General features: G+C 74.2%; 24 protein-coding genes. 6 read left to right on the top strand and 18 right to left on the bottom strand.

Annotated elements, in window-relative coordinates; all coding sequences use genetic code 11:
* Positions 1 to 296: 296 nt before the first annotated feature.
* From Q7L65_RS06420 to Q7L65_RS06410, 3 genes are all read right to left on the bottom strand, one after another.
* Positions 297 to 1,598, bottom strand: a complete 1,302-nt coding sequence (locus Q7L65_RS06420; RefSeq protein ID WP_304719558.1) for a glycosyltransferase — start codon at positions 1,596 to 1,598, stop codon at positions 297 to 299.
* 73 nt (positions 1,599 to 1,671) lie between these two features.
* Entirely contained in the window at positions 1,672 to 2,490 is an 819-nt protein-coding gene (locus Q7L65_RS06415) for a hypothetical protein (protein WP_304719556.1), read from the bottom strand.
* The gene (locus Q7L65_RS06410) at positions 2,487 to 3,329 is read right to left on the bottom strand and encodes a glycosyltransferase family 2 protein (protein WP_304719554.1); all 843 of its coding nucleotides are present in this window, start codon (positions 3,327 to 3,329) and stop codon (positions 2,487 to 2,489) included. The genes Q7L65_RS06415 and Q7L65_RS06410 overlap by 4 nt, the downstream gene beginning before the upstream one ends.
* A gap of 103 nt (positions 3,330 to 3,432) precedes the next feature.
* Between Q7L65_RS06410 and Q7L65_RS06405 the strand changes: the two genes are divergently transcribed.
* Positions 3,433 to 3,744 (top strand): hypothetical protein, encoded by a 312-nt coding sequence (locus tag Q7L65_RS06405; protein ID WP_304719551.1) that lies wholly within the window; start codon positions 3,433 to 3,435, stop codon positions 3,742 to 3,744.
* Positions 3,745 to 3,888: 144 nt separating this feature from the next.
* On the opposite strand, the gene Q7L65_RS06400 is transcribed toward Q7L65_RS06405, so the two are convergent.
* Genes Q7L65_RS06400 through Q7L65_RS06385 form a run of 4 tightly spaced genes read right to left on the bottom strand, consistent with a single transcriptional unit; the run spans position 3,889 to position 8,608 of the window.
* The gene (locus Q7L65_RS06400) at positions 3,889 to 4,878 is read right to left on the bottom strand and encodes an NAD(P)-dependent oxidoreductase (protein WP_304719549.1); all 990 of its coding nucleotides are present in this window, start codon (positions 4,876 to 4,878) and stop codon (positions 3,889 to 3,891) included.
* The gene (locus tag Q7L65_RS06395; protein WP_304719546.1) at positions 4,875 to 6,161 is read right to left on the bottom strand and encodes a nucleotide sugar dehydrogenase; all 1,287 of its coding nucleotides are present in this window, start codon (positions 6,159 to 6,161) and stop codon (positions 4,875 to 4,877) included. Before Q7L65_RS06395 ends, Q7L65_RS06400 begins: the two co-directional genes overlap by 4 nt.
* Positions 6,162 to 6,184: 23 nt before the next feature.
* Entirely contained in the window at positions 6,185 to 7,735 is a 1,551-nt protein-coding gene (locus Q7L65_RS06390; protein WP_304719544.1) for a glycosyltransferase family 39 protein, read from the bottom strand.
* 30 nt (positions 7,736 to 7,765) lie between these two features.
* Positions 7,766 to 8,608: a WecB/TagA/CpsF family glycosyltransferase gene (locus tag Q7L65_RS06385; protein WP_304719541.1), complete on the bottom strand. Its 843-nt coding sequence runs from the start codon at positions 8,606 to 8,608 to the stop codon at positions 7,766 to 7,768.
* Between the two features lie 234 nt (positions 8,609 to 8,842).
* On the opposite strand from Q7L65_RS06385, the gene gmd reads away from it, so the two are divergent.
* Complete coding sequence (gmd, locus tag Q7L65_RS06380) at positions 8,843 to 9,814, top strand: GDP-mannose 4,6-dehydratase (RefSeq protein ID WP_304719539.1); 972 nt, start codon at positions 8,843 to 8,845, stop codon at positions 9,812 to 9,814.
* 67 nt (positions 9,815 to 9,881) lie between these two features.
* On the opposite strand, the gene Q7L65_RS06375 is transcribed toward gmd, so the two are convergent.
* The 5 genes from Q7L65_RS06375 to Q7L65_RS06355 are packed head-to-tail and all read right to left on the bottom strand — an operon-like array spanning position 9,882 to position 14,983.
* Positions 9,882 to 10,880, bottom strand: a complete 999-nt coding sequence (locus tag Q7L65_RS06375) for a GDP-mannose 4,6-dehydratase (protein WP_304719538.1) — start codon at positions 10,878 to 10,880, stop codon at positions 9,882 to 9,884.
* Positions 10,881 to 10,930: 50 nt separating this feature from the next.
* A complete protein-coding gene (locus tag Q7L65_RS06370; protein WP_304719536.1) occupies positions 10,931 to 11,482 on the bottom strand; it encodes a DapH/DapD/GlmU-related protein in 552 nt (183 codons plus the stop codon).
* A gap of 23 nt (positions 11,483 to 11,505) precedes the next feature.
* Complete coding sequence (locus tag Q7L65_RS06365; protein ID WP_304719535.1) at positions 11,506 to 12,735, bottom strand: glycosyltransferase; 1,230 nt, start codon at positions 12,733 to 12,735, stop codon at positions 11,506 to 11,508.
* Entirely contained in the window at positions 12,735 to 14,276 is a 1,542-nt protein-coding gene (locus Q7L65_RS06360; protein WP_304719533.1) for a lipid II flippase MurJ, read from the bottom strand. Before Q7L65_RS06360 ends, Q7L65_RS06365 begins: the two co-directional genes overlap by 1 nt.
* Positions 14,273 to 14,983, bottom strand: coding sequence for a bifunctional 2-polyprenyl-6-hydroxyphenol methylase/3-demethylubiquinol 3-O-methyltransferase UbiG (locus tag Q7L65_RS06355; RefSeq protein WP_304719531.1), 711 nt, complete (start codon positions 14,981 to 14,983; stop codon positions 14,273 to 14,275). The genes Q7L65_RS06360 and Q7L65_RS06355 overlap by 4 nt, the downstream gene beginning before the upstream one ends.
* 63 nt (positions 14,984 to 15,046) lie before the next feature.
* On the opposite strand from Q7L65_RS06355, the gene Q7L65_RS06350 reads away from it, so the two are divergent.
* Positions 15,047 to 16,054 carry a glycosyltransferase family 4 protein gene (locus Q7L65_RS06350; protein ID WP_304719530.1) on the top strand — a complete coding sequence of 336 codons (1,008 nt, stop codon included), beginning with the start codon at positions 15,047 to 15,049 and terminating at the stop codon, positions 16,052 to 16,054.
* Here the strand turns inward: Q7L65_RS06350 and Q7L65_RS06345 are convergent.
* From Q7L65_RS06345 to Q7L65_RS06325, 5 genes are read right to left on the bottom strand one after another with little or no spacing between them, the layout of a single operon-like run.
* Positions 16,018 to 17,181 (bottom strand): glycosyltransferase family 1 protein, encoded by a 1,164-nt coding sequence (locus Q7L65_RS06345; protein ID WP_304719528.1) that lies wholly within the window; start codon positions 17,179 to 17,181, stop codon positions 16,018 to 16,020. The two genes, Q7L65_RS06350 and Q7L65_RS06345, sit on opposite strands and share 37 nt — an antisense overlap.
* A 10-nt stretch (positions 17,182 to 17,191) precedes the next feature.
* The gene (locus Q7L65_RS06340; protein ID WP_304719526.1) at positions 17,192 to 17,914 is read right to left on the bottom strand and encodes a hypothetical protein; all 723 of its coding nucleotides are present in this window, start codon (positions 17,912 to 17,914) and stop codon (positions 17,192 to 17,194) included.
* Entirely contained in the window at positions 17,907 to 19,430 is a 1,524-nt protein-coding gene (locus Q7L65_RS06335) for a DUF2142 domain-containing protein (protein ID WP_304719523.1), read from the bottom strand. The genes Q7L65_RS06340 and Q7L65_RS06335 overlap by 8 nt, the downstream gene beginning before the upstream one ends.
* Entirely contained in the window at positions 19,427 to 19,831 is a 405-nt protein-coding gene (locus Q7L65_RS06330; protein WP_304719521.1) for a DUF2304 domain-containing protein, read from the bottom strand. Before Q7L65_RS06330 ends, Q7L65_RS06335 begins: the two co-directional genes overlap by 4 nt.
* 4 nt (positions 19,832 to 19,835) lie before the next feature.
* Entirely contained in the window at positions 19,836 to 20,594 is a 759-nt protein-coding gene (locus Q7L65_RS06325; RefSeq protein WP_304719519.1) for a glycosyltransferase family 2 protein, read from the bottom strand.
* 89 nt (positions 20,595 to 20,683) lie between these two features.
* On the opposite strand from Q7L65_RS06325, the gene Q7L65_RS06320 reads away from it, so the two are divergent.
* The 3 genes from Q7L65_RS06320 to Q7L65_RS06310 are packed head-to-tail and all read left to right on the top strand — an operon-like array spanning position 20,684 to position 23,877.
* On the top strand, positions 20,684 to 21,718 hold the full coding sequence (locus tag Q7L65_RS06320; RefSeq protein ID WP_304719518.1) for a glycosyltransferase family 2 protein: 1,035 nt from the start codon (positions 20,684 to 20,686) through the stop codon (positions 21,716 to 21,718).
* A gap of 34 nt (positions 21,719 to 21,752) precedes the next feature.
* Positions 21,753 to 23,207, top strand: coding sequence for a hypothetical protein (locus tag Q7L65_RS06315; RefSeq protein ID WP_304719516.1), 1,455 nt, complete (start codon positions 21,753 to 21,755; stop codon positions 23,205 to 23,207).
* Positions 23,200 to 23,877, top strand: a complete 678-nt coding sequence (locus Q7L65_RS06310; RefSeq protein WP_304719514.1) for a hypothetical protein — start codon at positions 23,200 to 23,202, stop codon at positions 23,875 to 23,877. Before Q7L65_RS06315 ends, Q7L65_RS06310 begins: the two co-directional genes overlap by 8 nt.
* On the opposite strand, the gene Q7L65_RS06305 is transcribed toward Q7L65_RS06310, so the two are convergent.
* The gene (locus tag Q7L65_RS06305) at positions 23,874 to 25,232 is read right to left on the bottom strand and encodes a glycosyltransferase family 4 protein (RefSeq protein ID WP_304719513.1); all 1,359 of its coding nucleotides are present in this window, start codon (positions 25,230 to 25,232) and stop codon (positions 23,874 to 23,876) included. The genes Q7L65_RS06310 and Q7L65_RS06305 overlap by 4 nt on opposite strands.
* Between the last annotated feature and the right edge of the window lies 1 nt (position 25,233).

Genomic DNA, 25,233 nt, shown 5'->3' with positions numbered 1-25,233 from the left:
CGCGGGAGGTCCCGCAACCGGACAGTCCTCCGGCGCGGGGGAGGAACATCGACGGGGCGTCGGTGCTCCTCCCCAGCTGCGCCGAAGGTATGCCGCGCTGGCGACGGAAGCCCGGGACCGGGGGCGGCCTCCGTCGACCAGGACCAGCGCGACATGAGGCGCCTCCCGGCCCGAGGCGCGCCGGGCCGGGAGAACACCTTGACGGCCTGGTACCCACGCCCTCACGGCTGAAACGCGGCCATGTCAGGGCGCGTCAGCGCACACGCGCCGACTTGCGCAGCGCGCGCCGAAGCGTTTCAACGCGCCAGCGCGCGGGCATACGCCGCGACCGTCGCAGCACCGCACCGTTCCCAGGTGAAGTGCGCTGCCACGGTCGCGCGGGCGGTCTCGCCGAGCGCGCGGCGGGCAGGGGCGTCGCGCAGCAGCGCGTCGATCCGCTCGGCCAGCGCGGCCGGATCGCGCGGTGGCACGCGCACGATCCCGCCGCCGAGCGCGGCGATCTCCTCCGGGCCGTCCTCGCCCGCGCAGCCGATCGCGGGCACGCCGCCGGCCATCGCCTCGACGTAGGCGACGCCGAACGCCTCGTCGACGCTCGGCAGCACGAACAGGTCCGCCCGCTGCGCCCGCTCGCGCGCCTGCGCCGGCGGCAGCTGCCCGCTGAAGTCGACGCGGTCGCCGACGCCGAGCCGCTGCACGAGATCTTGCAGCGGCGCGCGCTCCGGCCCGTCGCCGACGATCTCGTAGCGCAGCTCCGGATGGTCGGCGCGCAGGAGCGCGAGCGCCTCCACGACGTCCGCGTGCCGCTTGCGCGCGACGAGGTGGCCGACGCTGACGAGGGTGGGCGGGGGCTCGGCGGGCTCGCGCGCGGCGCCGGGGCGCATGGCGGCTCCAGGGCGCGTGACGGCGCCGGGGCGCGTGGCGGCGCCGGGGCGCGTGGCGGCGCCGCCGAGGGCGGCGGTCGTGCCGGCCGCGCGCGGCGCGGCGGCCAGCGCCGGCAGATCCGTCCCCAGGTGGACGACCTCGACGGCGTCGGCGGGCGCGCCCGCGACGCGGCAGCGAGCGGCCGTGCCGGCGCTGTTGGCGAGCACCAGTTGCGCGTGGCCGAACGTGCGCGCGACGGTGCGGCGCGCGTACGGGCTGCGGTTGACCGTCGACAGCACGTCGCCGCCGTGGACGGAGACGACGAGCGGCACGCCGGGCAGCGCGCGTCGCACCGCGTCGCCCGCTGGGACGGCGTAGTGCGCGTGCACCAGCTCGAACGGGAAGCGCGCGTGCAGCGCGTGCAGCGCCCGCTTCAGCGCCGGCGCCGCCCACGCGCCCCAGGCGCCGTAGCTCCACGGGCGCGGCGGCGAGACGTACTGCACGTAGGAGACCTCCAGCCCGTCCAGCTCGACGCCGCGCGGCTGGCTCAGCGCCGTGCGCAGGGCGCGTACGTCGCCGCGCTTGACGGCGGCGAGCGGCGGCAGCGGGCGGTGCAGCACCACCACCCGCACGTCGGCGCCGGCGTCCCGCGCCGCGAGCGCCTGCCGGTGCGCCCACACCCCCAGCACCGGATCGCTCGCGCGCGGGTACAGCTCCGCGACGACGGCGACCTTCATCGCGCCGTCTCCTGCGCGCGGGTCGCGGCGGCGCGCACCGGCCCGGTCCTCCGTGCGCCGATCATCGACGCGCTCACCACGCCCGGTGCGTCGCGGTCGTGCGCTGCGCCTCGGCGGGCGTGACGTGCGGCCGCTCGGCGAGGAAGGCGCTCGCCTCGGCGACCGCCTCCTCGCGCCGGTAGCTGTCGGCGATCGGGCGCATCACGTGGCGGATCGGCGTCGCGTCGACGACGCCGGTGCGCCAGCCGAGCTGGCGCGCGAGCGCGGCCCAGTGCGCGTCGAGGCCCCAGCCGGCGCGGAGGTGGTCGGGGAACGGCAGCAGCGCCTCGAAGGTGCTCGAGTGCAGGGCGCTGATCGGGCCGATCTCGACGAAGCCGGTCTCGCGCACGACGCTGCCGCCGCGGCGTCTCGTGACGCGCCAGGCGGCGTGCGAACGGCGGCGGTGCGCGGGCTGCGCGAGCCGCAGGTCGAAGCGCTCGGCGAGGAACAGGAAGTCGTCGAGGAAGCCGTGCGGCAGCGCGACGTCGTCGTCGACCACGAGCAGCCAGTCGCGGTCCTGCGCCGGATGGTCGGCGAGCAGCAGGTTGAGGTTCGCCCACTTGCCGCGGCCGCCGACGTCGATCGTCGCGACCTCGACGTCGTGGCGCGAGCGCAGCAGCTCCGTGCGCGTCGGCGCCATCAGGTTCGCGCGGTCGGTCCGCTCGATCCCGAGCGCCAGCACGCGTCGGCGCGGCGGCGCGCTGCGCGCGGCCCGTCGCAGCCGCCACGGCTCCAGCTGCGCGACCCGCAGCGCGTCGAGCGCGGCGTCCTGCGCGCGCGTGCGCACGTTCGCGCGCACGCCCGCGACGATCCCCGACTCGCCCGAGGCGAACGGGTTCTCGGCCTCGCTCATCGGCGCGCGAGCGCCTCTCGGATCCGCCCGGCGCTGTGCGCCGCCATCACGACGCCGATCAGGCAGAGGCGGCGCGGGACGTGCCAGCAGCAGCCGGCGAAGACGCGCAGTTCGCGCATCAGCGACGGTGCGACGCCCTTGCGCACATCCGTGCGGCGGCCGGCGCGGCCGCGGTGGAACGCCGCGCGCGAGAGCGATCGCAGCGTCGCGTCCGCGGGCGTGCGGCGATGGTCGAGGCCCGCGGCGGCGACGTAGCGGATCCGCCCGCCGGCGGCGCGGTGGCGTTCGAGCCACTCCTCTTCGTCCCCGCCGACCGGAATCGCCTCGTCGAAGCGGCCGGCGCTCTCGAAGGCGGAGCGGCGGATCGCCAGGTTCGCGCTCCATGCGAGCGGCACGTCGACGTCTGCCGGGCCGGCGTCGAACGCGGTGATCGGCGGCGCCTCGCGCCCGCAGGCGCGCGGGCCGCCGCCCTCCAGCACCGCGTGGATCGGTCCGGTGAAGGCGTCGCGATCGGGCGTCGCGGCGGCCGCGGCCAGCAGCGCCTCCAACCAGCTCGGCGGCACCCGCACGTCGTCGTCGACGAACGCGAGCAGGTCGCTGCCGGCGGCGTCGATCGCTGCGTTGCGGGCGGCGTTGGGCCCGTGCTGACGGTCGAGCGCGATCACGCGCGCGCCGTGACGTGCGGCGGTGGCGGCGCTGACGGGGTCGGGCCCGTCGAGCACGACGAGCAGTTCGGCACCGCGCGCGGCCGCCTGCGGCTGCAGCGAAGCGAGCGTGACGTCGAGGTAGCCGGGCCGGTTGCGGGTCGGGATGACGATCGTGGCGGGAGGGGATGACACCGGCGTCGAACCTTAGTCGGGCGGGCGCGCGATCGGTCGGAGCGGGGATTGAACGCGCGCTTGAAGGTGGACTGATCCGACTTCCGGAGGGTAGGTTGACCAGATGAGCGACCTATCGCCCAGAGGTCCCCGCGCGCTGCCGCTGCTGGAACCGCTCCCTGCGAGGGGCTCGCCGCCTGCGACGGCGCGCGTGCCCGTGGGGAGAACGCCCGCCGACAGGACGCCCAGCGCCGGCCGTTCCGTCTCCGTCAGCCTGCTCGTGCGTCTGCTCGCGACCGTCGTCGTGCTCGCCGTCGCGACAGCGCTCGGCGCCGTCCTCGTCGACCGGGACGTCAGCGGCTGGCTCGCCGGCCTCGCGATCGGCCTCGTCACCGTCGTGCTCGCCGCCCTGCTCTGGTCCCCGCGCCGGCGGTGAGCCGGGCGGCGCGGCATGGCACGGCGTCCGGTGTCACTCGTACAGCGCGCTGAGCGGGACAGCATCAGGTACGCCAGCAGCCCGCTGTCGGTGATGTGGCGCCGCGCGCGCGGGGGATGTCCTCGGCGGACGACTCCGCGCGGGTTACCTGCCGAGCGAGCTGAGGTGGCTTGACTGCGTCAGGTCCTGCTCGCGCAGCCAGGCGACGGTGGCGGCGATGCCCTCGCGGACGCTGATCTGGGACTCCCAGCCGAGCAGGCGTCTGGCCTTCTCGACCGACGGCCAGCGGCGCACGACGTCGACCTCGAAGGTCGGCAGGTGCTCCAGTTCGAACGCGTCCGGGTCCTCGCCGCACGCCTCCCAGATGATCCGCGCCGTCTCGGCGACGGTCAGCTCCTCGGAGGCGGAGATGTTGAAGTCCTCGTTGAGCGCGGCCGGGTGGCCGGTCGCGACGACGATCCCGTCGGCGATGTCGTCGATGTGCGTGAGCGTGCGCGTCTGCTCGCCGGAGCCGAAGATCTGCAGCGGCTTCTGGCCGCTCAGCACCTTCTTGATCACGTCCGGGACCATGTGCGCGATGCCGGGCTCGGGGTCGGGCACTTCGCCCGGTCCGTACGCGTTGAACGGGCGGCAGATCGTGTAGGGCAGGCCGTGCTCGGCGTGCGCGGCTCTGCAGTAGACCTCGCCGGTCAGCTTCGAGAAGCCGTACGCCGACGTCGGCGTCGGGCACTGCGGCAGATACTCCTCGGTCGTCGGGTACTCGAGCGCGTTCTCGAACACCATCGAGGAGGAGACGTACGTGAAGCGATCGACGCCGAGGTCCAGCGCGGCGCGGAAGACGCCGTTGTAGAGGCCGTTGTTGACCTCCGTCAGCGTGTGCGGCAGCTTGTGGAAGTTGCCGATCCCGCCGACGATCGCGGCGAGGTGGATGACGAGCGGGCAGCCGTCCATCGCGGCCTTCGCCTGCTCGACGTCGCGCAGGTCGCCGGTGTGGATCTCGCAGCCCTCGCGCATCCACTGCGGCGCCTGGCGCTGGTCGGAGACGCGCACCTCGAAGGCCGGGTCGCGCAGCAGGCGACGCACGACCGCGGCGCCGATCGTGCCGGCGCCGCCAGTGACGAGCACGCGGGTCATGACTGCGGGGACTCCGTTCCGGAAAGGGGGGCGAGCTCGTCGGCGAACGCGAACACCTGGCCGCTGCCGAGGCAGTTCCAGGGGTCGACCACGAGCGCGCCGTCGGCCGCCAGCGCGGCTATCGCCTGCGCGGTGGCGGGCGTCGAGAAGATGCTGTGGTTGGCGGCGACGACGACCACGTCGGCGTCGCGCAGCGCCTCCTCCAGCGGCTGCGTCGGCGAGGCGACGAGCGGGTCGTGGACGGCGACGTCGGCCAGTTCGCGCTCCAGCAGGCGCACGAGCTTGTGCGCGAGCGAGTCGCGCTCGTCGTCGGTGTCGCGCTTGAACGCGAGCCCGAGCACGGCGACCTTGCGATCGCGCAGCGTGCCGCCGGCTATGCGGCGCTTCAGCCCCGTGACGAGGAAGTTCGGGACCGACTCGTTCACGCGCGAGACGGCCAGCAGCATGCCGGGGGCGTTGGAGCGCTCCTCCGAGAAGGCGAAGTCCTTGCGCAGGCAGGTGCCGGCGGTGAAGCCGGGCTGTGCGAGACCGCCGCGCGGGTAGTCCTTGTTGACGAGGTCGATCACGTCGAAGACGTTCGCGCCGTACTGCTCGCAGTCCATCATCAGCAGGTTCGGCAGCGCGAAGGTCGTGTAGCGCATGATGTTCGCCCAGATCTTCGCCAGCTCCGCCTGCACCGGCGTCGTCTGCACGATCTCGGCGTCGAAGACCTCGAACAGGCTCGCGGTGCGCGCGCCCGACTCCTCGCCGACGCCGCCGATGATGCACGGCAGCGTGTCGATCTCCTCGAGGAAGCGCCCGGCGGCGATCCGCTCCGGCGCGTGCGCGACGAAGACGTCCTCGCCCGCGCGCAGGCCGCGCTTTCGCTCCAGGTAGCCGGCGACGAACTCGGTCGTGCCCGGCGCGATCGTCGAGCGCAGCACGATCGTCTGACCCGCGCGCAGCAGCGGCAGCAGGTCGTCGAGGACCGCGCGGATGTCGCTCATGTCGATCTCGATGTGCGACAGCGACGGCGTTCCGAGCGTCAGCACGATCGCGTTCGCGGCGGCGGCGTCGGTGACCGACGCGGTCGTCGTCAGCCGCCCGGAGGCGTGCACGCGCTCGATCAGCTCGTCGGCCCCGGTCTCCTTGAACGGCATCCGGCCGGTGGCGATCGCGCCGAGGCGGCCGCTGTCGTTGTCGACGCCGATCACGTTCAAACCGCGGTCGGCGAAGCTGAGGGCGAGGGGAAGCCCGATCCGGCCGAGGCCGATGACCGCGACGTCGGGGACGGTAGAGCTCACCGGGCCAAGGGTATCGGGTCCCATCACCGATCCGCCGGCAGCACCTGCACCGATGGCGGCAGGACCGAGAAGCGGACCAGCGAGACCGGGAACGGCAGCACCAGCCCGGCGGTCGGCTGGCGCCACCGCAGCAGCTCGTACTCGCCGGTGCGCACGCTCGCCGTCTGTCTCAGCGCCAGCAGGTCCGGCGGGAAGGCCGTGCCGAACTGCTGCGGCAGCACCGGCGGGTCGCCGGGGGCGGTCGAGCCGGCGACGCCGACCGTCTCGACGACTCTGGCGTGCGTGCCCGGCTCGCCCAGCGTGTGCATGTCGCGGCGGTAGAAGCGCAGCGCCGTCGCGCCGTTGGCGGGCGAGACGACGACGACGCGCTGCTCGTCGGAGTGGCCGAGCGCCTGCGCCAAGCCCTTCCAGTCCGGCCGCTGGTACTGCTTGTCGAGCGCGACCGTCACGACGATCGCGACCGACAGCGCGCACAGCAGCGCCAGCAGCCCCGTCGCGAGCCGGCGCATTTGAGGCGGGCGCGCGACGCCGAAGCCGGCGCCGAGCGCGGCGGCCAGCGGCACCAGCGCCGGGATCAGGTTGCGCGTGTTGAGGTAGTCGGCGCCGGCGAGCGCCGCCAGCAGCGGCACCACGACGCCGGCGAGGCCGATCCCGCCGACCAGCAGCGCGCGCTCGCGCACGGCCGGCTCGGCGTGGCGCCACAGCAGGAACAGCGCGCCTGCTATCAGCGCCGCGCCGAGCAGACCGGTCGGCAGGCCCAGCGGCCCGCGGTAGCCGAGCAGGAACTGCTTCGGGATCTGCAGCAGCCGCGTCGCCAGCGACGAGCCGGCGATCTCGTACGGGTTGCCGCGCTGCGCCAGCAGCAGCGGCAGCAGCAGCAGGCCGACGCCGGCGACTGCGGCGCTGCCGAGCGCCGCCGCGCGCCGCCGCGGGTGGCGCAGCAGCAGCCAGGCGATCTGCGGGATCAGCACGAACGCGGCGAAGTAGTGCGAGCAGAGCGCGAGCGCCGACAGCGCGGCCCACCACGCCAGCACGCGCGGGCGCGGGTCGTCGAGCGCGCGCAGGAACAGCAGCAGCGAGGCGGCGCTCAGCAGCACGACCAGCTCGTAGCTGCGCGCCTCTTGCGAGAACCACACCAGCAGCGGGTCGACGGCGACCAGCAGCGCGGTCGCGACGCCGGCGCGCTCGCCGCCGATCCGCCGCCCGATCCCGTAGGTGACCGGGACGGCGAGCGTCCCGGCGACGGCGGACAGCGCGCGCAGCCCGAACTCGTGGTCGCCGAGCGCGCGCGTGAAGACCCACTCGAGCGCGTAGAACAGCGGCGGATTGCTCTCGCGGTCGGGCAGCGCCGACAGCATGTCGCCGAACGGCAGCCGCGTCAGCTCCCACGTCGCGGCCTCGTCGAACCAGACGCTCTGCAACGACAGCGTCGGGAAGCGCAGCACGATCGCCAGCAGCACGATCGCGCCGAGCGGAAGCCACGCGACGGGGCCGACCGCGGAGACTCGCGCGAGCGCGGCGGCGGGTGCGGCGGCGTCGCCGTGCGCGGTGGCTGAGACCGGTGAGAGGCGCACGGCTGGGTGCTTCCGCGATCGCAGCAGCGGTCAGGCGCGCGCGTCGCGGCGTTCGCCGGCCCACTGGCGGGCGAAGCGCATCACGAAGCGGGGGTTGTGGCGGGCGTAGCGCTTCCACAGCCGCCGTGGCTCCTGCTTGAGGCGGTACAGCCACTCGAGCCCGTTGCGCTGCATCCAGGCGGGCGCCTGCGGCACGAGGCCGGCGTGGAAGTCGAACGCGGCGCCGACGCCGATCAGCACGGGCGCGTCGAGCCGCTCGCGCATCGCGGCCATCCACTTCTCCTGCTTCGGCACGCCGATCCCGACCCAGACGATGTCCGGCCGCGCGCGGTTGATGTCCGCGGCGATCGCGTCCAGTTCCGGCTCCGACAGCGCTCGGAACGGCGGCGAGTAGCCGCCGACGACGCGCAGGCCGGGGAAGCGCTGGCGCAGCCTCAGCGTCAGCTTGAAGAGCGCGCTCTGATCGCGGCCGCCGTAGAGGTAATGACGCTGACCGGTGCGCGTGGCGCGCTCCATCGCCCGCGCCATCAGCTCCGGACCGTAGACGCGGCTGTCGATCTCGTGCCCGAGCGCCCGCAGCGCCCAGGCCAGCGGCTGACCGTCCGGGACGGTGAAGGCCGCGCCGGCGACGGCGCTGCGCAGCGCCTCGTCGTCGTGCGACTCCATCACCGTGTGGACCGCGGCGACGCAGACGTACTCGTGCGCGCCGGCGGCGACGGCCGCGTCGACCCAGTCGAGCACGCGCTCGTAGTCGGTCAGCGCGAGCGGGACCTCGAGCACGCGGATCTGCTCGACCGTCGGCAGCGACGGGGCAGGGGCCGCGGCGGGCGCCGCGTGCGAGGGGGGGATGACTTCAAAGGAGGAGGTAGACATTGAGTGGCCGCCGTGACGACGATCGGGGGAAAGCTTCCGCCGATGTCAACGAGCTAAACGCCCGAAGGTTGCGACGTTTCTTTCTCAGAGCCTTCGCGCGCCGCCCCGCGCAGACGCGAATTGCTCCAAGCGCGGGAGTCTAGAGGACCATGTGGCGGATGCATGCAAGCGCGCGCCCGCGCCCGCGGCGTCCGCTGACGACGGCCGCCAGCGCGGTTGCATAGGCTGCTGGGCATGTCATCCCCCAAGAGGGCGCTCATCACTGGGATCACCGGCCAGGACGGCTCCTACCTCGCCGAGCTGCTGCTCGAGCACGGGTACGAGGTGCACGGGATGGTGCGCCGCGCCTCAACCGAGAAGTTCGACCGCATCGAGCATCTGCGCGACCGCATCACCCTGCACCAGGGCGACCTGCTCGACCAGCGCTCGCTCGTCGACACGCTGCGCGCCGCGCAGCCGGCGGAGATCTACAACCTCGCCGCGATGAGCTTCGTCGCGCTCTCGTGGGTGCAGCCGACGCTGACCGCCGACTTCACGGGCGTCAGCGTCACGCGCATGCTGGAGGCGGTCCGCGAGGCGGCGCCCGAGGCGCGCTTCTACCAGGCCTCCAGCTCCGAGATGTTCGGCAAGGTGCGCGAGGTCCCGCAGAACGAGCAGACGCCGCTCTACCCGCGCTCGCCGTACGGCGTCGCGAAGGTCTACGGCCACTTCATCACGATCAACTACCGCGAGTCGTACGACCTCCACGCGACCAGCGGCATCCTCTTCAACCACGAGTCGCCGCGCCGCGGGCTGGAGTTCGTGACGCGCAAGATCACGTGGCACGCCGCCGCGATCAAGCACGGGCTGCGCGACAGACTCGCGCTCGGCAACCTCGACGCGAAGCGCGACTGGGGCTACGCGAAGGACTACGTCAAGGCGATGTGGCTGATGCTGCAGCAGGACGAGCCCGAGGACTTCGTGATCGCGACCGGCGAGACGCACACCGTGCGCGACTGCGTGCAGGTGGCGTTCGACGAGGCCGGCCTGGGCGACTGGGAGCGCTACGTCGAGATCGATCCGCAGTTCGTGCGCCCGGCCGAGGTCGACCTGCTGATCGGCGATCCGACGAAGGCGAAGGACAGACTCGGTTGGGTCCCCGAGACGACGTTCGACGAGCTGATCCGCCTGATGGTGCGCGCCGACCTGGAGCTGCTCTCCAGCTGAACGCAGGCGCGACCGGTGCGCAACGCGCGCGCCGGTCCGCGAGCGGCCGACGGCGCGCGGCGACCGGTCAGGCCAGCCGCGCGAGGTCCGCTTCGACCATCTCGGAGACGAGCTGCTCGAACGAGCGGCTCGGCCGCCAGCCGAGCCGCTCGCGCGCCTTCGACGGGTCGCCGACCGGCGGCCAGCGCTCCGGCGGGCGCACGAAGCGGGGGTCGACGAGGATGCGGTCGCGCAGGCCGTCCGGGGCGCTCGCGTCGGGGACGCTGCGATCGATCCCGGCGGCGGCGAAGGCCGCGTCGACGAGGTCGCCGACCGTGTGCGGGATGCCGGACGCGAAGACGTAGTCGCCGGCTTCGTCGTGGCGCAGCGCGCGCACGAGGCCGTCGACGACGTCGCGCGCGTCGGACCAGTCGCGCACCGCGGAGAGGTCCCCGAGCGTCAGCGAGTCGGCGCGGCCGGCGGCGATCGCGGCGACGCCGGCGCTGACCTTGCGCGGCAGGAACCGCTCCGGCCGGCGCGGCGACTCGTGGTTGAAGGTGATCGCGGAGACGAGGAAGCGGCCGTGGCGCGCGCGCAGCGTCCCGACGAGGCCGTGCGCGGCGAGCTTGGCGACGCCGTACGGCGAGCGCGGCCGCATCGGCGAGCGCTCCGACTGCGGTGAGACGCCGGCGTCGCCGAAGACCTCGCTCGAGCTGGCGACCAGCACGCGGACGTCGTCGCCGAGCCCGCCGGCGGCCGCGAGCACGGTCGCGGTGCCGGTCGCGACCGCGGCGATCACTGCGCTCGGGTCGTCCCACGAGTCGGGCACGAACGTCGGTGCGGCGAGGTGGTAGATCTCCTGCGGCTGCGCCTCGGCGATCGCGCGTCGCACGCTGTCCGGGTCGAGCAGGTCCGCCCGCAGCAGCGTGACGCGGCCCGCGAGCTGGCCCAGGCCGGCCGCGTCCAGCGCGCCGTCGGGCTGGCGCACGGTGCCGATGACCTCGTCGCCCGCGGCCAGCAGCTGCTCGGCGAGATAGCCACCGTCCTGGCCGGTGATGCCGGTGATCAGCACGCGTCTGCGGGACATCGAAGCGCGCAGCCTACGGCAATGCGCAGCGGCGGACGGTCACGCTCGGATCAGACCCAGTTGGCGCGGTAGCCGAGTCTGTAACGCAGGTCGCGCGTGCGTTCGCCGATCGGTCTCGCCGGCACGCCGCCGACGATCGTGTAGGGCGCCACGTCGCTCGTCACGACGGCGCCGGCCGCGACGACCGCGCCCTCGCCGAGCGTGACGCCGCCGAGCACCGTCGCGCGGGTCGCGATCCAGACGCGATCGCCGATCGTGATCGGCTCGTAGGTGCCGCCGAAGTCCGGGTCCTGCACCTCGTGCTTGGCCGTCATCAGGATCGTCTCGGAGCCGATGTTGACGTGGTCCCCGATGCGGATCCCGCCGCGTGCGTCGACGATGCAGCCGCGCCCGACGATCGAGCCGCGGCCGAACTCGAGCAGCTGCGGCGACCAGACCTCGGCGCCGAGCATCAGCATCCCGCTGCCGGCCTCGGCGAAGCGCACGCCGAACGCGCCGTAGGCGCGCATCCGCAGCCCGACGAACGGGATCCGGTTGACGAACAGGTTCAGCACCGCGGCCTTCGGCGGCGCCCAGCGTGCGAGCAGGTCAGCGACAGGCATCGCGCGAGGGTACGCGATCGGGCTCAGCTGCCGTCCGCCGCCGCGCGCACGATCCGCTCGAAGCGATCGCCCAGCGCGCGCCAGTCGTAGCGCTCCGCGAAGCTGCGCGCCGCCGCCGCCAGCTGCGCGCGGCGTGCGGGATCGCCCAGCAGCGCGAGCGTCTGCGCGGCGAACTCCTCCGGGGCATCCGCGATCAGCAGCTCTCTCCCCGCCGCGACGTCGAGCCCTTCCGCGCCGCGGCTGGTCGAGACGATCGCGCGGCGGCTGGCGGCCGCCTCGACGATCTTCAGCCGCGTGCCGCCGCCGGACAGCAGCGGCACGACGACGAGCTGCGCGTCGCCGAAGTACGGCGCGACGTCCGCGACCGAGCCGGTCACCGTGACGCCGTCGAGCTCGCCCAGCCGGATGACGGCCGGCGTCGGATCGCGCCCCACCACGAGCAGGCGCGCATCCGCGTGACGGGCACGGATGCGGGGCCAGACCCCGTCGGCGAACCAGCGGATGCCCTCGACGTTGGGCGCGTAGTTCATCGTGCCGGTGAACAGCAGCGTCGGCGGCCCGTCCGGCTCGTCGCCGGCCGGGGGGAAGGCGCTCAGGTCGACGCCGTTGGGGACGACGTGGGGCGCCGGCGCGGCCGGCCCGAGCAGCGCCGCCAACGCGTCGGCGTCCGCCTGCGAGACGCAGACGAGCCCCCGCGCGCGCGGCAGCCAGCGGCGCGCGTCGGCGCCGGCGCGGCGCTGCTCGAACGCGAACCAGCGCTGCTGGCGCCCGCTCGTCGCGGCGGCGCGCGCGGCGAAGTAGCCGGCCGTCACGTCGTGCATGGCGACGAGCACCGGCAGCTGCTGCGGCAGGTCGGCGATCCAGCCGCCGCTGACGTCCAGCTCGACGATGACGAGGTCCGGCGGTGTCTCCGCGATCACGCGTGCGACGACGGGGCGCAGCTGCTGCCACAGCACGCGCACCTGCCAGGCGGGCAGCGGGGCGGCGGCGGCGAGCGGCAGCAGGCGCGGCTCGTGCATGACCGCGTCGAGCGTCTCGCGCACGCGCGACGCCGGTCGTGGGACCGCCTCGACGCGGATCCCCGCCGCGCGCGTCAGCGCGACGTGCTCGCGATGCTGCCGCGGCACCGGCACGACTGTCGTGACGTCGTGGCCGAGCTCGACGAGGCGGCGCAGCAGGTGGAACTGGCGCGTCGCGCCGCCGGAACCGCCGGGGGCGAACGGCAGGTGCGGAGACAGGTGCAGGATGCGCATCAGGTCGTGCCTCCGGCGGTCGGGATCGGCAGCACGCGCAGCAGCAGCGCCCAGTGCTCGGGGCGCAGCAGCCGCAGGAAGAGCAGGTAGAGCAGGCTCGCCGCGACCGCCGCCGCGACCGCCCAGCCGTCGCCGCCGAGCGCGGCCGCCGCGAACCCGGCGGGCACGAACAGCACTGCGCACGGGAGCAGCAGCGACAGCAGCTCGCGCAGGACGAGCTTGATCGGCGTCAGCAGCTCGCGCCCGTAGATCAGCTGCAGCAGCAGCGTGACGTAGGTGAGGGTCGCGATCGACGTCGCGACGCCGAGGCCGACGAGCGAGTCGAGCTCCAGCGCGACGCTCGCGATCGCGACCTGGGTCACGACGAGCGTCAGCGACAGCAGCGCGACGCGGCTGTAGCGGGAGGTCGCGAACGCCGCCAGCATCGGGACCGGCTCGACGGCGCTCGCCAGCATCGCGCCGGCGAGCGCGAGCACGATCCCGACGATCGTGACCGCGTCGGAATGCGACAGCGACGAGCCGAGCACCAGCTCGATCACAGGCGTGCCGGCGAGCGCGATCACGCCCAGCAGCGGCACCATCACCATCAGCACGGCGCGCGCGACGATCTGCATGTGTGCGTCCAGCGAGCGCGGGCGCCGATCCCAGCTGCCGGCGATCGGCGCCGCCAGCACGAGCGCGATCGAGCCGCTCGTCGCGCCGACGATCGCGGCGTTGGCGAGGAACGCGTACGAGTAGAGCGTCACCCCGCCGGGTCCGATCCGCGCCGCGAACGCGAGGCTGACGAGGTACGTCAGCTGCACGGCGAGGTGCGCGGTCGCGCCGCCGAGCATCTGCACCAGCGTGCGCAGGGTGGTGAGACGGGGCCGGACGTCGCGCGGGTGCGGGCGGTAGCCGAGCACGGCCATCCGGCCCAGCAGCAGCGCGCACGTCAGCAGCGAGCCGGCGGCGATCGCGACCGCGACCGCGTCGTGCCCGAGCGGGCCCGACAGCGCCAGCGTCAGCGCGACCTGCGTCAGTCCGCCGCCGACGAACGCGGCCCCGGGCAGCGCGAACTCGCCGCGCACGCCGAGCTGCGCGGCACTCAGCGCGGAGACGAGCTGGGCGCCCGCCGCCGGCCACAGCAGCGCGAGCGTGAAGCGCGCGGTGTCGTGCGCCGCGTCGCCGAGGTCGCCGGTCAGCAGCGTCGCGAGCTGCGAGCCGAGCACGACCAGCACGACGCCGGAGCCGAGGATGATCACGAGCACCCCGCCGAGAAAGCGGTCGTAGGTCTCGAACGGCCGCTCGCCCTCGACCAGACGCGCGACGGCGGTCGTGCGGAAGCTCTGCGCGAACAGCACGACGATGCTGTAGACGCCGTAGGCGGCGAGCAGACCGTCCGTGCGGCTGTTCTTGCCGAACACGAGCAGGATCACGATCGAGAGGACCGCGCCGATCCCCAGCATCGCGATCTGCGCGAGCCCGGTCACGGCGGCGCTGCGCGCGACGTGGCGCTGCTCGACCGGGCCGGGCGGGACGCCGTCGGGCGCCGCCGCGGTCATGTGCCCTGGGGCCGGCGCGCGCGACAGACGTAGCCGAGCGGCAGCGCGCGGCGGCGGTCGAGTCGGTCCAGGCGCGGCAGCGCCGGCGCGACCATGCGCATCGCGGCCGCGAGCGCGCGCCGCGCCAGGTCGCCCTGCGCCTGCACGCCGGTGATCAGGCCGGCGCTGCGCAGCAGCGCGGCGAGCGTCGTGTAGAAGCCGGTCAGCGGCTCGATCGAGAGGACCTCGAGGCCGGCCTGCTCGAACAGCGATCTGAGCGCGTACGGCGTGTAGCGGTAGAAGTCGTAGGGCTCTTCGTGCAGCTCGTTGACGAGCGGGACGGTGAGGCACAGCTCGCCCCCGGGGACGAGCACGCGGCGCAGCTCCCGCACGACCGCGAGCGGCTCGGCGACGTGCTCGAGCACCTGCGTGTTGAGGACCGTGTCGAACGAGCGGTCGGGGATCGGCAGCGCGTCGAGCGAGGCGACGAAGTCGACCGCCTGCGCGCCCTCGTGGACGGAGTTGGTCCAGTCGCTGGTCTTGTAGTCGCAGTGCGCGAACAGCTCGCGATACGGCGCGTCGCCGGCGCCCGCGTCAAGCACGGTCGAGCCCGCCGGAAGGCGTGCGGCGACCGCCTCCATGAACGCGAGGATCGGTTGGCGGTCGAACGGCGATTGGGCGACGAATGCGGTCAGTCGCGCGGAGCGGACGGCGGTGGCGGACGGCATGCTGGTCGCAGGATCGTAGCCGTCAGCGCGGTCGGGGCGGCGAGCTGGGAAGATTCGCGCCGCGTGACCCCGCCACTTCGAATCGGCTTCCTGGGCGGCATCCCACCGGCGATCGGGGGCGGCGGCCTCGAGCGTCAGATGCGCGACACCGCGCAGGCGCTGCGGGCGCGCGGCCACGAGGTCGTGTTCCTGGAGCGCGCCGAGCGGCGCCCGCCGCTGGACGTCGTGCACGGCTTCGGCGCCGAGCCGAACCTGCGGCACCTGCTGCTGCACGCGCAGGCGCTGAGACCGCTCGTCGTCTCGCCGGTGATCGTGCTCAGCCGCGGGCGTGAGGAGCAGGTGATGCGTGTCGCCGCGCGCCTGCCGCTGCTGACGGCGGGGCGGATGCGGCTGCAGATCCTCCAGCGCGCCGACGCGATCGTCGCGCTGACCGCCTACGAGCGCGACGTGGTCGTGCGGCTCGTCGGCAGGGACGCCACCGCGGACGTCGCGGTCGTGCCCAACGGCAGCGGCTCGCTCGACGCGCCCGTCGTCGCGCCGCCGCCGGAGTTGCCAGCGCAGCCGTTCGCGCTGCTGCTGGGGACGGTCTCCGCGCGCAAGGCGCAGCTGGAGATCGTGCGCGTGCTCGCGCCGCGGCTGCCGGTCGTCGTCGCGGGCGGCTTCCACGGCAGCGACGCCGAGCGCGCGGAGTGGGAGGGGACGGTCGCCGGCAGCGGCACGACCTGGCTCGGGCACGTCGACGACCCCGCCGTCGTCGCCGCGCTGCAGCGCGCCGCGGCGGTGCTGGTGCACCACAGCACGGCCGAGACGCAGAGCCTCGCGGTCGTCGAGACGCTGTCGCTCGGGACGCCGGTCGTGCTGAGCGACCTGCCGAGCCACCGCGAGCTGGCGGCGGCCCATCCCGCCCACGTGCGGGTCGTCGCCGAGCGCGCGCAGCTGGCGGACGCGGCGACCTCGTTCGCCGCCCACCCGCCGAGCGGCCCGGCGCCCGCGATCCCGCGCTGGGACGGGGTCGCGCAGCAGCTGGAAGCGGTCTACGCGCGCGTCGCCGGCCGCAGCGCGCGCTCGTAGCTGGCGAGCACGCCCTCGGCGCAGCGGTCCCACGTGAAGAGGCCGACGCGCCGGCGCCCGCTCGCGACCAGCTCCGCGGCGCGCGCGGGGTCGGTCAGCAGGCGTGCGATCGCGTCGCGGATCGCGCGGGGGTCGGTCGGTTCGAACAGCTCGGCGGCGTCGCCGACGACCTCCGGCAGCGAGGTCGCGTCGGAGCAGGCGAGCGGGACCTCGCGCACCATCGCCTCCAGCGGCGGCAGGCCGAAGCCCTCGTGCAGGGACGGGTAGGCGCAGCAGCTCGCGAGCGCGTAGAGGCCCTCCAGCACGTCGGCCTCGATCCAACCGGTCTGCACGATCCGGTCGCTCACGCCAGCGCGCTCGGCGTGCTCGCGCAGCGCCTCGGAGTCGCGTCCGTGATGGCCGACGAGCACGAGCCGGCAGTCCTCGAAGCCGGGGCCGAGCTGGGCGAAGGCGTCGATCAGCCGCGGCAGGTTCTTGTGCACGAGCGCGGCCGAGACGCACAGCACGACGCGCCCCTCGCCGAGTCCGAAGCGCTCGCGCAGCGCGGCCGGCGGCGCCGGAGTAGCGCGGGCGCGCTCCGCGCCGTAGCCGAGCAGGACCGCGTCGACGCGCTCGGCCGGCACGTTCAGCCGCTGCACGACGTCGCGCTTGACCGCCTCGGAGATCGTCACGACGCGGTCGGCGCGGCGCGCCGCCGGTCCGACGACGGCGCCGAGTCCGAGCCGCGCGGCGGCTGGGAACGTCTCCGGGTAGTGCGCGTAGATCAGGTCGAGGATCGACAGCACGTGCGGCACGCCCGCGACGATCGGCCCGGTCGTGCCGAGCGAGTGCAGCAGCTCGACGCGGTGGTGGCGCGCCGCCAGCGGCAGCCGCGCCAGCTCGGTCGCGATCCGCGCCGGCTTGTTGGCGCCGCGCACCGGCAGTCGCACGATCCGCACGTTGGCGGGCCAGCCGGCCTGCGCGAGCGACGGGGCGCCCTCGTCGTTGGCGAACGCGAGCAGCTCCAGCTCGGGCCGTGCGCGCCCCAGCGCGCCGACCAGCTCACGCGCGTAGACCTCGCTGCCGCCGACCTGGCCGGGCACGAGGTAGAGCAGGTTCAGGCCGACACGGCGCAGCTCGGAGGGCATCGCGGCGATGTTAGTGGTCCTGGCGCAGCGCCCACACGAGCCCGCCGATCGTCGCCAGCGGCAGTGCGAGCAGTAGCAGCACGACGACGAACCCGAGCAGCACGCCGCCGAACGGCTTGAACGCGGCGGCGTGGTCCAGCAGCGCGCCGAGGTGGTGGACCAGCCCGTTGTCGGCGGTCGTGTAGAAGGCGAGCGCGACCTTCTGCGCCAGCGGTCTGCCGTCGAGCACCGCCGCGGGCCGGGCGCTCGCGGTGAAGACCTCGGTCGAGCCGATCAGCGGCACCCTGCGGCGGCCGTCGTTGGTGACGCAGACGCGCCCGCCCGACAGCGCGCGCGGCGGCGGCGCCAGCTCGAACGCGATCACGTCGCCGCTGAAGCCGTCGGCCAGGCGCGCGCTCGCGCGGTAGCCGCCGGGGCCGCTGACGCGCACCGACAGCGGCGGTCCCTGCGCCTGCGGAGTCGTCGTGCGCAGCTGCAGCACGCGGCCGTCCGGCGGCAGCGTGACCGGCGCCATGCACAGCTCGCCGCCGGGCGGCAACGCGACCGGTGCGTAGACGAGCGGCGAGGACGGCGTCGGCGCGGGCGTGGCCGCGACGTACTGGCGCGCGTCGGTCAGCCACGGGATCCAGTAGGCGACCGCGCCCACGAGCAGGATCGCGCAGGCGACCGCGAGCGCCGGCGCCCACGGCGCGCGCAGCAGCTGGGACAGCCTCTGCCGGGGTCGCTCAGACATAGAAGCGCAGGACGGTGACGCCGAGGCCGCCGATCGACAGCAGCACGCCGATCGAGAGCACCGCCGCGGCGAGGACCGCGCCGACCCGGCGCGGCAGCGTCGCGCAGATCGCGGCGACGGCGAGCCCGACGAGCGAGACGCAGACGAGCAGGTAGCGGCCCTGCAGGATCGGGTCGACCGAGCCGGCGGCGAGCTGGCGGTAGGCGATCAGGTGCAGGCCGCCGAGCAGCGACAGCGGCGTCAGCACGAGCACGACGACGAGCTGCCAGTGCTCGGCGATCCAGCGCCGCCGCACGAACGCGGCGCCGAGGAAGCCCGCCAGGCCGAGCAGCACGAGCGCCTGCAGGCCGTCGTAGACGCGTTTGGAGAAGCCGGCGTCGAGTGAGCCGAAGCGGCCGAGGAAGGACTCGACGAAGACCTGCCGGAAGCCGTAGTCGGGGCCGATTCTCGGCCCGATCAACCCGCGCCTGCCGAGGTAGAACTGCCACACGTAGTCGGCCAGGCCGCGCACGCTCGTGCCGGCGCTGTTGGCCGTCGCGACGCCGCCGAACGCGGCGCCGCCGCTCGCCGAGCGCGTCACCAGCAGCGCCACCAGGCCGCCGGCCGCGACCAGCCCCGCGGCCCCGCCGGACCACGTCAGCGCCGCGCGCCAGCCGGGCCGGTACTTCAGGAACGCGAGCCCGATCAGCACGATCGCGGGCGGCAGCAGCAGCAGCCCGCGCCCGTGTGTCAGCGCCGAGGCCGCCGTCAGCGCGCCGACGCCGAGCACGCTGCGGGCCGTCGGCCCGCGTTTCAGCATCCGCACCGCGAGCGTCAGGAACGCCGTCCAGATCGCGGCGAGCATGATGTCCGGGTTGACGATCGTGCCGATGAACGCGAGCTGCGGGATCAGCGCCACGACCGAGGTCGCCACGACCCGCAGCCAGGTCGCCGCCATCAGCTCGCCGACGAGCACCCACGTGAGCGCGATGATCGCCAGGTAGAAGAGGCTCGTCGCCCAGCGGATCAGCATCAGGCGGCCGGTGAAGTCGAGCCCGAGCGCGCGGCCTGCCCAGTAGGGGATGCACGCGAACGCGTAGTACAGCGGCGGATTCTGCGCGGCCGGGTTGGGGCCGGTGCCGTCCTTGCGTCCCGACGCCGGCAGGTCGTCGCCGAGGCGGCGCAGCTCGGCCTCGTCGGCGGGCGACCACGACGGGCGCGCGTTGCCGACCGTCGGCAACGTGTTGAGCGCCTGCAGCAGCATCGCGGTGCCCTGCTCGGTCGAGTAGACGTGGTAGTCGTCCGCGTTGCGCTTCGGCGGGTGGCCGGTCTCGGCGAGGTGCTGCACGTAGGCGACGTGGGCGGGCTCGTCGGGCGCCTGCAGCGGCGGCGTCGCGTAGGACCACGCGATCGCGTTCAGCAGCGCCGCCAGCAGGATCGCGGCGAGCGGCAGCGGGAACTGCCGCAGTCGCGTGCGCAGCGCGGTGCGGGGGCGCGGGGCGGACCCCGCTCGACCGCCCAGCGAGAACGCGCTCACGCGCCGGAGCGCCGTGCGACGGTGACCGGTTCGGCGTCTTCGGCCGGAGTCTCGCCGCTGCGCTCGACGCGCCGCAGCCGTTCCTCCATCAGCGCCAGGCGCTGCGCGAGCAGCTTCGACTGGTCCGTCAGGCGCGAGACGGCGGTCGAGAAGTGCAGCAGCAGCACGAGCGTGAAGGCGAGCGCGACGAAGAACAGCGCGTTCGGCGCGTCGATGATGCCGAACGCTCTCGCCAGCTTCTCGAGCGCCCCGCGCCACGCGGCCAGCACCAGCACGACGACGGCGGCGAACAGCCACAGCAGCGCGTAGCGCTCCAGCAGCCGGCGGCGGCGGACCATCTCCAGCACCACCAGCAGCAGGGCGGCTGCGGCGAGGACCGAGACGAGCTGGATCCGGTCCATCTGTCTAGATCCCGTGACTCGCGGAGACGGGGGCCTGGTCGCCGGGATCGACGACCGGACGGCGCCGCGCGAGGCCGATGAACAGCGCCAGCAGCACCTTGACCATGTAGTACGCGGACTTGCCCGACGTGATCGAGGAGCTGCCGCCGTCGCGCAGGTGCATCCGCACCGGCGTCTCTCTCAGTATCAGACGGTGGTGATGCAGCATCAGCACGGCCTCGACCTCGGGATAGTCGTGCGGGTAGTCGCGTGCGAACAGCTCGATGCCGCGGCGTCCATACAGCCGGAACCCGGACGTCGGGTCGGTGATGCGCTGCCGCACGAACAGCGACAGCAGGAACGCGAAGATGTGGATGCCCGTGCGGCGGCTTATCGGCGACGGGTACTTGAGGTCCTCGCTGAGGAAGCGCGAGCCGCAGACGACGTCGGCGCCGGTCTCCTCCATCGCGACGATCAGCTTCTCCAGCTCGACCGGGTCGTGCTGCCCGTCGCCGTCGACCTGCGCCATCCGCATGTAGCCGTGCTCGCGGGCGTAGAGGAAGCCGGCCTGGACCGCGCCGCCGATGCCGAGGTTGAACGGCAGCCGCAGCACGTGCGCGCCCGCGCGCTCGGCGAGGTTGGCGGTCGCGTCGGTCGAGCCGTCGTCGACGACGAGCACGTCGAAGTCGGGTCGATCGCGCAGCATTCTCTCGACGACGCGATGAATGCTCGCCGACTCGTTGTAAGCCGGGACGACGGCGAGAGATGTAGAACGGGAATCCACAGGCGTCGGATCTGATCGGGTGCGCACGAGCCTGTCGTGCCACGCGTCCGGCGACCGCAGGATAGCGGTAGTCGTTTACGGTACGCGTCATGGAGCCCGACGTCTCGGCGATCATCGTCAGTTACGCCGACCCGGCCGCGACGCGTGCGACGATCGAGAGCCTGCTCGCGCAGCAGCTCGCGCCGCTCGAGGTCGTCGTCGTCGACAACCACCCCGACGCGCCGCTGGCGGCGCTGCTGGGCGAGCTGCCCGCGGGGGTCCGACTGCTGGAGCCGGTCGGCAACGCCGGCTACGTGCGGGCGTGCAACCGCGCCGCCGCCCAGGCGCGCGGCAGCTGGGTGTGGTTCCTCAACCCCGACGCGACGGCGGATCCGCAGTGCCTGCGGGAGTTGTGCGCGGCGGGCGAGCCCGACGACGTCGCGGTCGTCGGCGCGCAGGTGCTGCTGCCCGGCTGGGAGCGCGTCAACGCGGGCGACAACCCGATCCACCTGACCGGGCTGTGCTGGTCGGGTCGCTTCGAGGAGGCGCGCGAGCACGGCGCCCCGCGCGACGTCGCCGCCGTCTCGGGCGCGGCGCTGATGGTCCGCAGAAGCGCCTTCGAGACGCTCGGCGGCTTCGAGCCGAGCTACTTCATGTACCAGGACGACACCGACATCTGCTGGCGCGCGCGGCTGGCCGGCTGGCGCGTGCGCTTCGTCCCGGAGGCGGTCGTCGAGCACGACTACACGTTCGAGAAGGGCTCCAGCAAGTGGTATTGGCTGGAGCGCAACCGCTGGTGGACGGTGCTGTCGAACTACGAGCTGCGCACGCTGCTGCTGCTGACGCCGCTGCTGCTCGCCGCCGAGGCGGGGATCGTCGCGCTGTCGCTGCGTGACGGCTGGTGGCGCGAGAAGCTGCGCTCGTGGGCTTCGCTCGCGCGCGGGGCGCGGGCGTTGCGGCGTCACCGCAGCAGCGTGCAGGCGCTGCGCGCCGTCGGCGACGAGCGCCTGCTGCAGCAGATGACGGCGCGGCTCGACACGCCACTGTTCGCCTCGCCGCTGGCGCGCCGGGTCGGCCCGCTGCTGGACGCGTACCGCTGCGGCGTGCTGGCGGCGCTGCGCGGCTCGCGCCGCGGCGCCCGGTGAGCACGTCTCGCGTGCCCGCTACCCTGGCGCACCGATGATGCGCCATGCGCGTACGCGGATGGCCGCGATCCCATCCGCGCTCTGGATCCTGCTCGCGATGACGACGGTGCTCGCGTTCGCGTGGGCGATCCTGCTGCCGCCGTTCCAGGGCCCGGACGAAGAGAGCCACTTCAACTACACGCAGCAGATCGTCGAGAAGCGCACGATCCCGTGGAAGCCGACCGGCACGCTCGCGCCCGGTGCCAGACAAGGCGTCGGGACCGAACTGGGCGTCGCGCTGGGCGAGTCCGGCGACACGGCGCTGGTCGGCAACCTCGCCGATCGCGCCAACTGGACCGCGGTCGACGAGGACATCTGGCGCGACCTCAACAGCACGCTGCCGGACATCGCGAAGTCCAACGGCGGCTATCTGCCGGCGATGCGCAACCCGCCGCTCTACTACCTCTATGCGTCCGTCCCGTATGCGATCACGTCGGGTGCGTCGATCTGGACGCGCGAGCTGGCGGTGCGCCTGTTCGGGATCCCGCTGCTGCTCGGCACGGTCGTCTTCGCATGGCTGATCGCGGGGGAGGTGTTCCGCCGCAGACGCTGGCTGCAGGTGACGGCCGCGGGCGTCGTGGCGCTCGACGCGCAGCTCGTGCACCTGTCGTCGGTCGTCAACCCCGACGCGATGCTGGCGCTGCTGGGGTCGGCGGTGCTGTACCTGTCGGTCGTGCTGCTGCGGCACGGGCTGACGCGCGGACGCGTCGCGTGGATGGTCGCGGTCGCGGTCGCGTGCGCGGCGACGCATCCGCGCGGGCTGTCGATCTGCGGCGCGGGGCTGCTGGCGATCGCGATCGCCGCCTGGCGCTCGACCGGCCCGCACACGCCGCGCGCGGCGCGACGTATGAAGCTCGCGTCGTGGGCGCTCGGGATTCTGGGGGTCGCCGTGCTGACCGTGCTGGCGGCCGGCAGCCCGTCGCCCGGCGCCATGCGCCAGTTCGGCTCCTACCTGTGGCAGTTCTACCTGCCGAAGCTGGGCTTCATGGATCCCTCGATCCGGCCCGACTACGGCGCTCGTCAGGCGTTCGTCGAGCGCTTCTTCGGCACCTACGCCCAGCTCGACACGGTCCTCTCGCGCGACGTGCTCGACCTGATCTGGACCGGCGTGCGGGTCGGGCTCGTGCTGTTCCTCGCCTCGCTCGTGGTGCAGCGCCGCAGCGTGCGCGCAAACCTCGACGTCGTCGCGGTGCTCGGCTTCGCGCTCCTCTTCTACCTCGGGGTCAACCACGTGCTGGCGTACCGCGCGCTGCGCACGAACCCGCTCGACCCCGTCCTGACCGGCCGCTATCTGCTGCCGCTGATCGCGCTGATGGGGCTCGCGGTCGCGACCGTCGTGCGTGCGCTGCCGCGCACCGCCGGCGCGGTCGCGACGTCGGCGGCGCTGTCGCTCGCGGTGCTGTTGCAGTTCGCCGCGCTCGGAGCCGTGGTGGTGCGCTTCTATGGCTAGGCGCGCGGCGCTGCTGGCGGGGCTGCTGGGCCTCGTGCTGATCGCGGTCCTGCTGCTGCTCCCGTTCGCGACCGAGGACCGGCAGCTGTACGGGACCTTCCCGCAGCCCGACGCGGTCGCCGCCGTCACGCTCGTCGGGCTGAGAGGCGGTCAGCGCGCCTGCCTCGACGAGGCGGTCGTCGATCCGCACAGCGAGGTCGCGCAGCTGCGCGTCGGCACCTACGGGCGCCCGGCCCAGCCGCTGCGGCTGACGCTGACCGGCGACGGCTACCGCCAGACGGTCGCGATCCCCGCCTCCGGCTACGGCGACAACGAGCTGCTCGCGATCCCGGTCACGCCGCCCGCGGCCCCGGTCGAGGTCGTCATCTGCCTCGCCAACGAGGGCAGCAGAAGAGTCGCGCTGTACGGCACCGCCGACCGCGCCAAGACGCGCTCGACGACGCGCATCGACGGGGTGCGGCAGGCCGCCAACCCGGCGATCCGCTTCGCCGAGGCGAGACCGGCCAGCCTCGCCGACCGCGTCAGCACGCTCGCCGACCGGATCGAGGTCTTCCGCCCGTCGCTGCTGTCGGGCTGGATGCTGTGGCTGCTGCTCGCGCTCGTCGTCGTCGGCGTCCCCGCCGGCGCGGTGCTGGCGCTCGACCGCGCGCTGCGCGACGACGAGGGCTAGCCTGCGCCGAGCGCGGCGCGCAGGCCCGCTTCGACCTGCTCGGCGGCGCGCGGCCAGGTCCGCTCGCGCGCCCACTCCAGCCCGGCTGCGCTGCGCTGCGCGTGCAGCGCGCGGTCGTCCAGCAGCCGCTCCAGCGCGCCCGCGATCGCCTGCGGGTCGAACGCCGCCAGTTCGACGCCGCCGCTGGAGCCCCACTCCGAGCGCGTGCTCGGCCGCTCGACGTCGACGCACGGCAGCCCGCACGCGAGCATCTCCTGCGGCACCAGCGACGGGTTCGTCAGCGACAGCACCATCCCGGCGGTCGCGCCGCGGTAGGCGTCGGCGAGCTGGGCCGGCGTCAGCAGCCCCAGCTGCTCGCACGGAAACGGCGTCGCGACCGGCTTCGGCGCGCCGAACAGCGCCAGCTCGACCTGAGGACGGCGGCGGCGCAGCTCCGCGAGCGCGAACAGCCCGAGCGGGACGGCGCGGCGGTCGGTGCTCGGACGCGCGTAGAACAGCACGCGCCCGTCGCGGCGCGGCGTCTGCGGGCGGGGGCTGTAGCGGTCGTGGTCGATCCCGAGGTCGAAGTGCGTCGCGACGGCGCCGTAGCGCTCACGCAGCAGCTCGGCGAGCCAACGGCTGGCGGCGATGCAGTGCAGCCCGGCGCGATAGGTGGCCGCGGCCCACTCCGACTCGGCCGAGGTCGGGTGGAACTCGGGCTCGTGGTCCTGCACCAGATACGCGCGCGCGCGACAACCCGGCAGCAGCTGCACGCGGTAGGCCGTCGTCCAGCTCGTCGCGAGCGCGACGTCGGCGCCCGACCACTGCGAGAAGCCTCTGTGGACCGGCCCGGAGCAGCCGCCGAACTGCTCCTCGATCCGCTGCGCGAGCGCCTCGTCGTCGGCGAGCGCCGCGTGACGGCCGGTCGGGTCGTCGAGCCAGATCGAGCAGCGGTGGCCGCGCGCCTCCAGCTGGCGCACGAGGTTGAAGATCGTCGCGTGGCCGCCGGAACCGGGCGGAAACCACGGGATCACGACCGCGACGTCGAGGGCGGCGGCAGCGTCGGAGGTCGCTCCTCCGCGCGCCGCGTCGCGGTCGGCGCGCGCCGCGTCGCGATCCGCGTCCGGCGTGTTGCGCGCCGCGTCGCGATCGGCGCGCGGCACCAACGGCGCTGGCCCGCGGCGCGCCAGCTCGGCAACCGCCGCGTAGGCGGTGAACGGCGAATCGTCGACCGGCGTCGCGCCGCCGCCAAGGCGCTGCAGGGCGCGATCGACGGGCGCGACGGTGTCACGCACGCGGCGCACCGCGCGGTCGACCTGCGGGGCGCTCGCGCGCAGCTGCCGCACGGCGCGATCGATCCGCGGGTGCCGCGCCATC

The organism is Conexibacter sp. CPCC 206217 (assembly GCF_030646165.1).
Classification (GTDB): Bacteria; Actinomycetota; Thermoleophilia; order Solirubrobacterales; family Solirubrobacteraceae; genus Conexibacter.
Note: the sequence above shows the minus strand (reverse complement) of the source record. Positions and strands in the feature narration are given on the sequence as shown.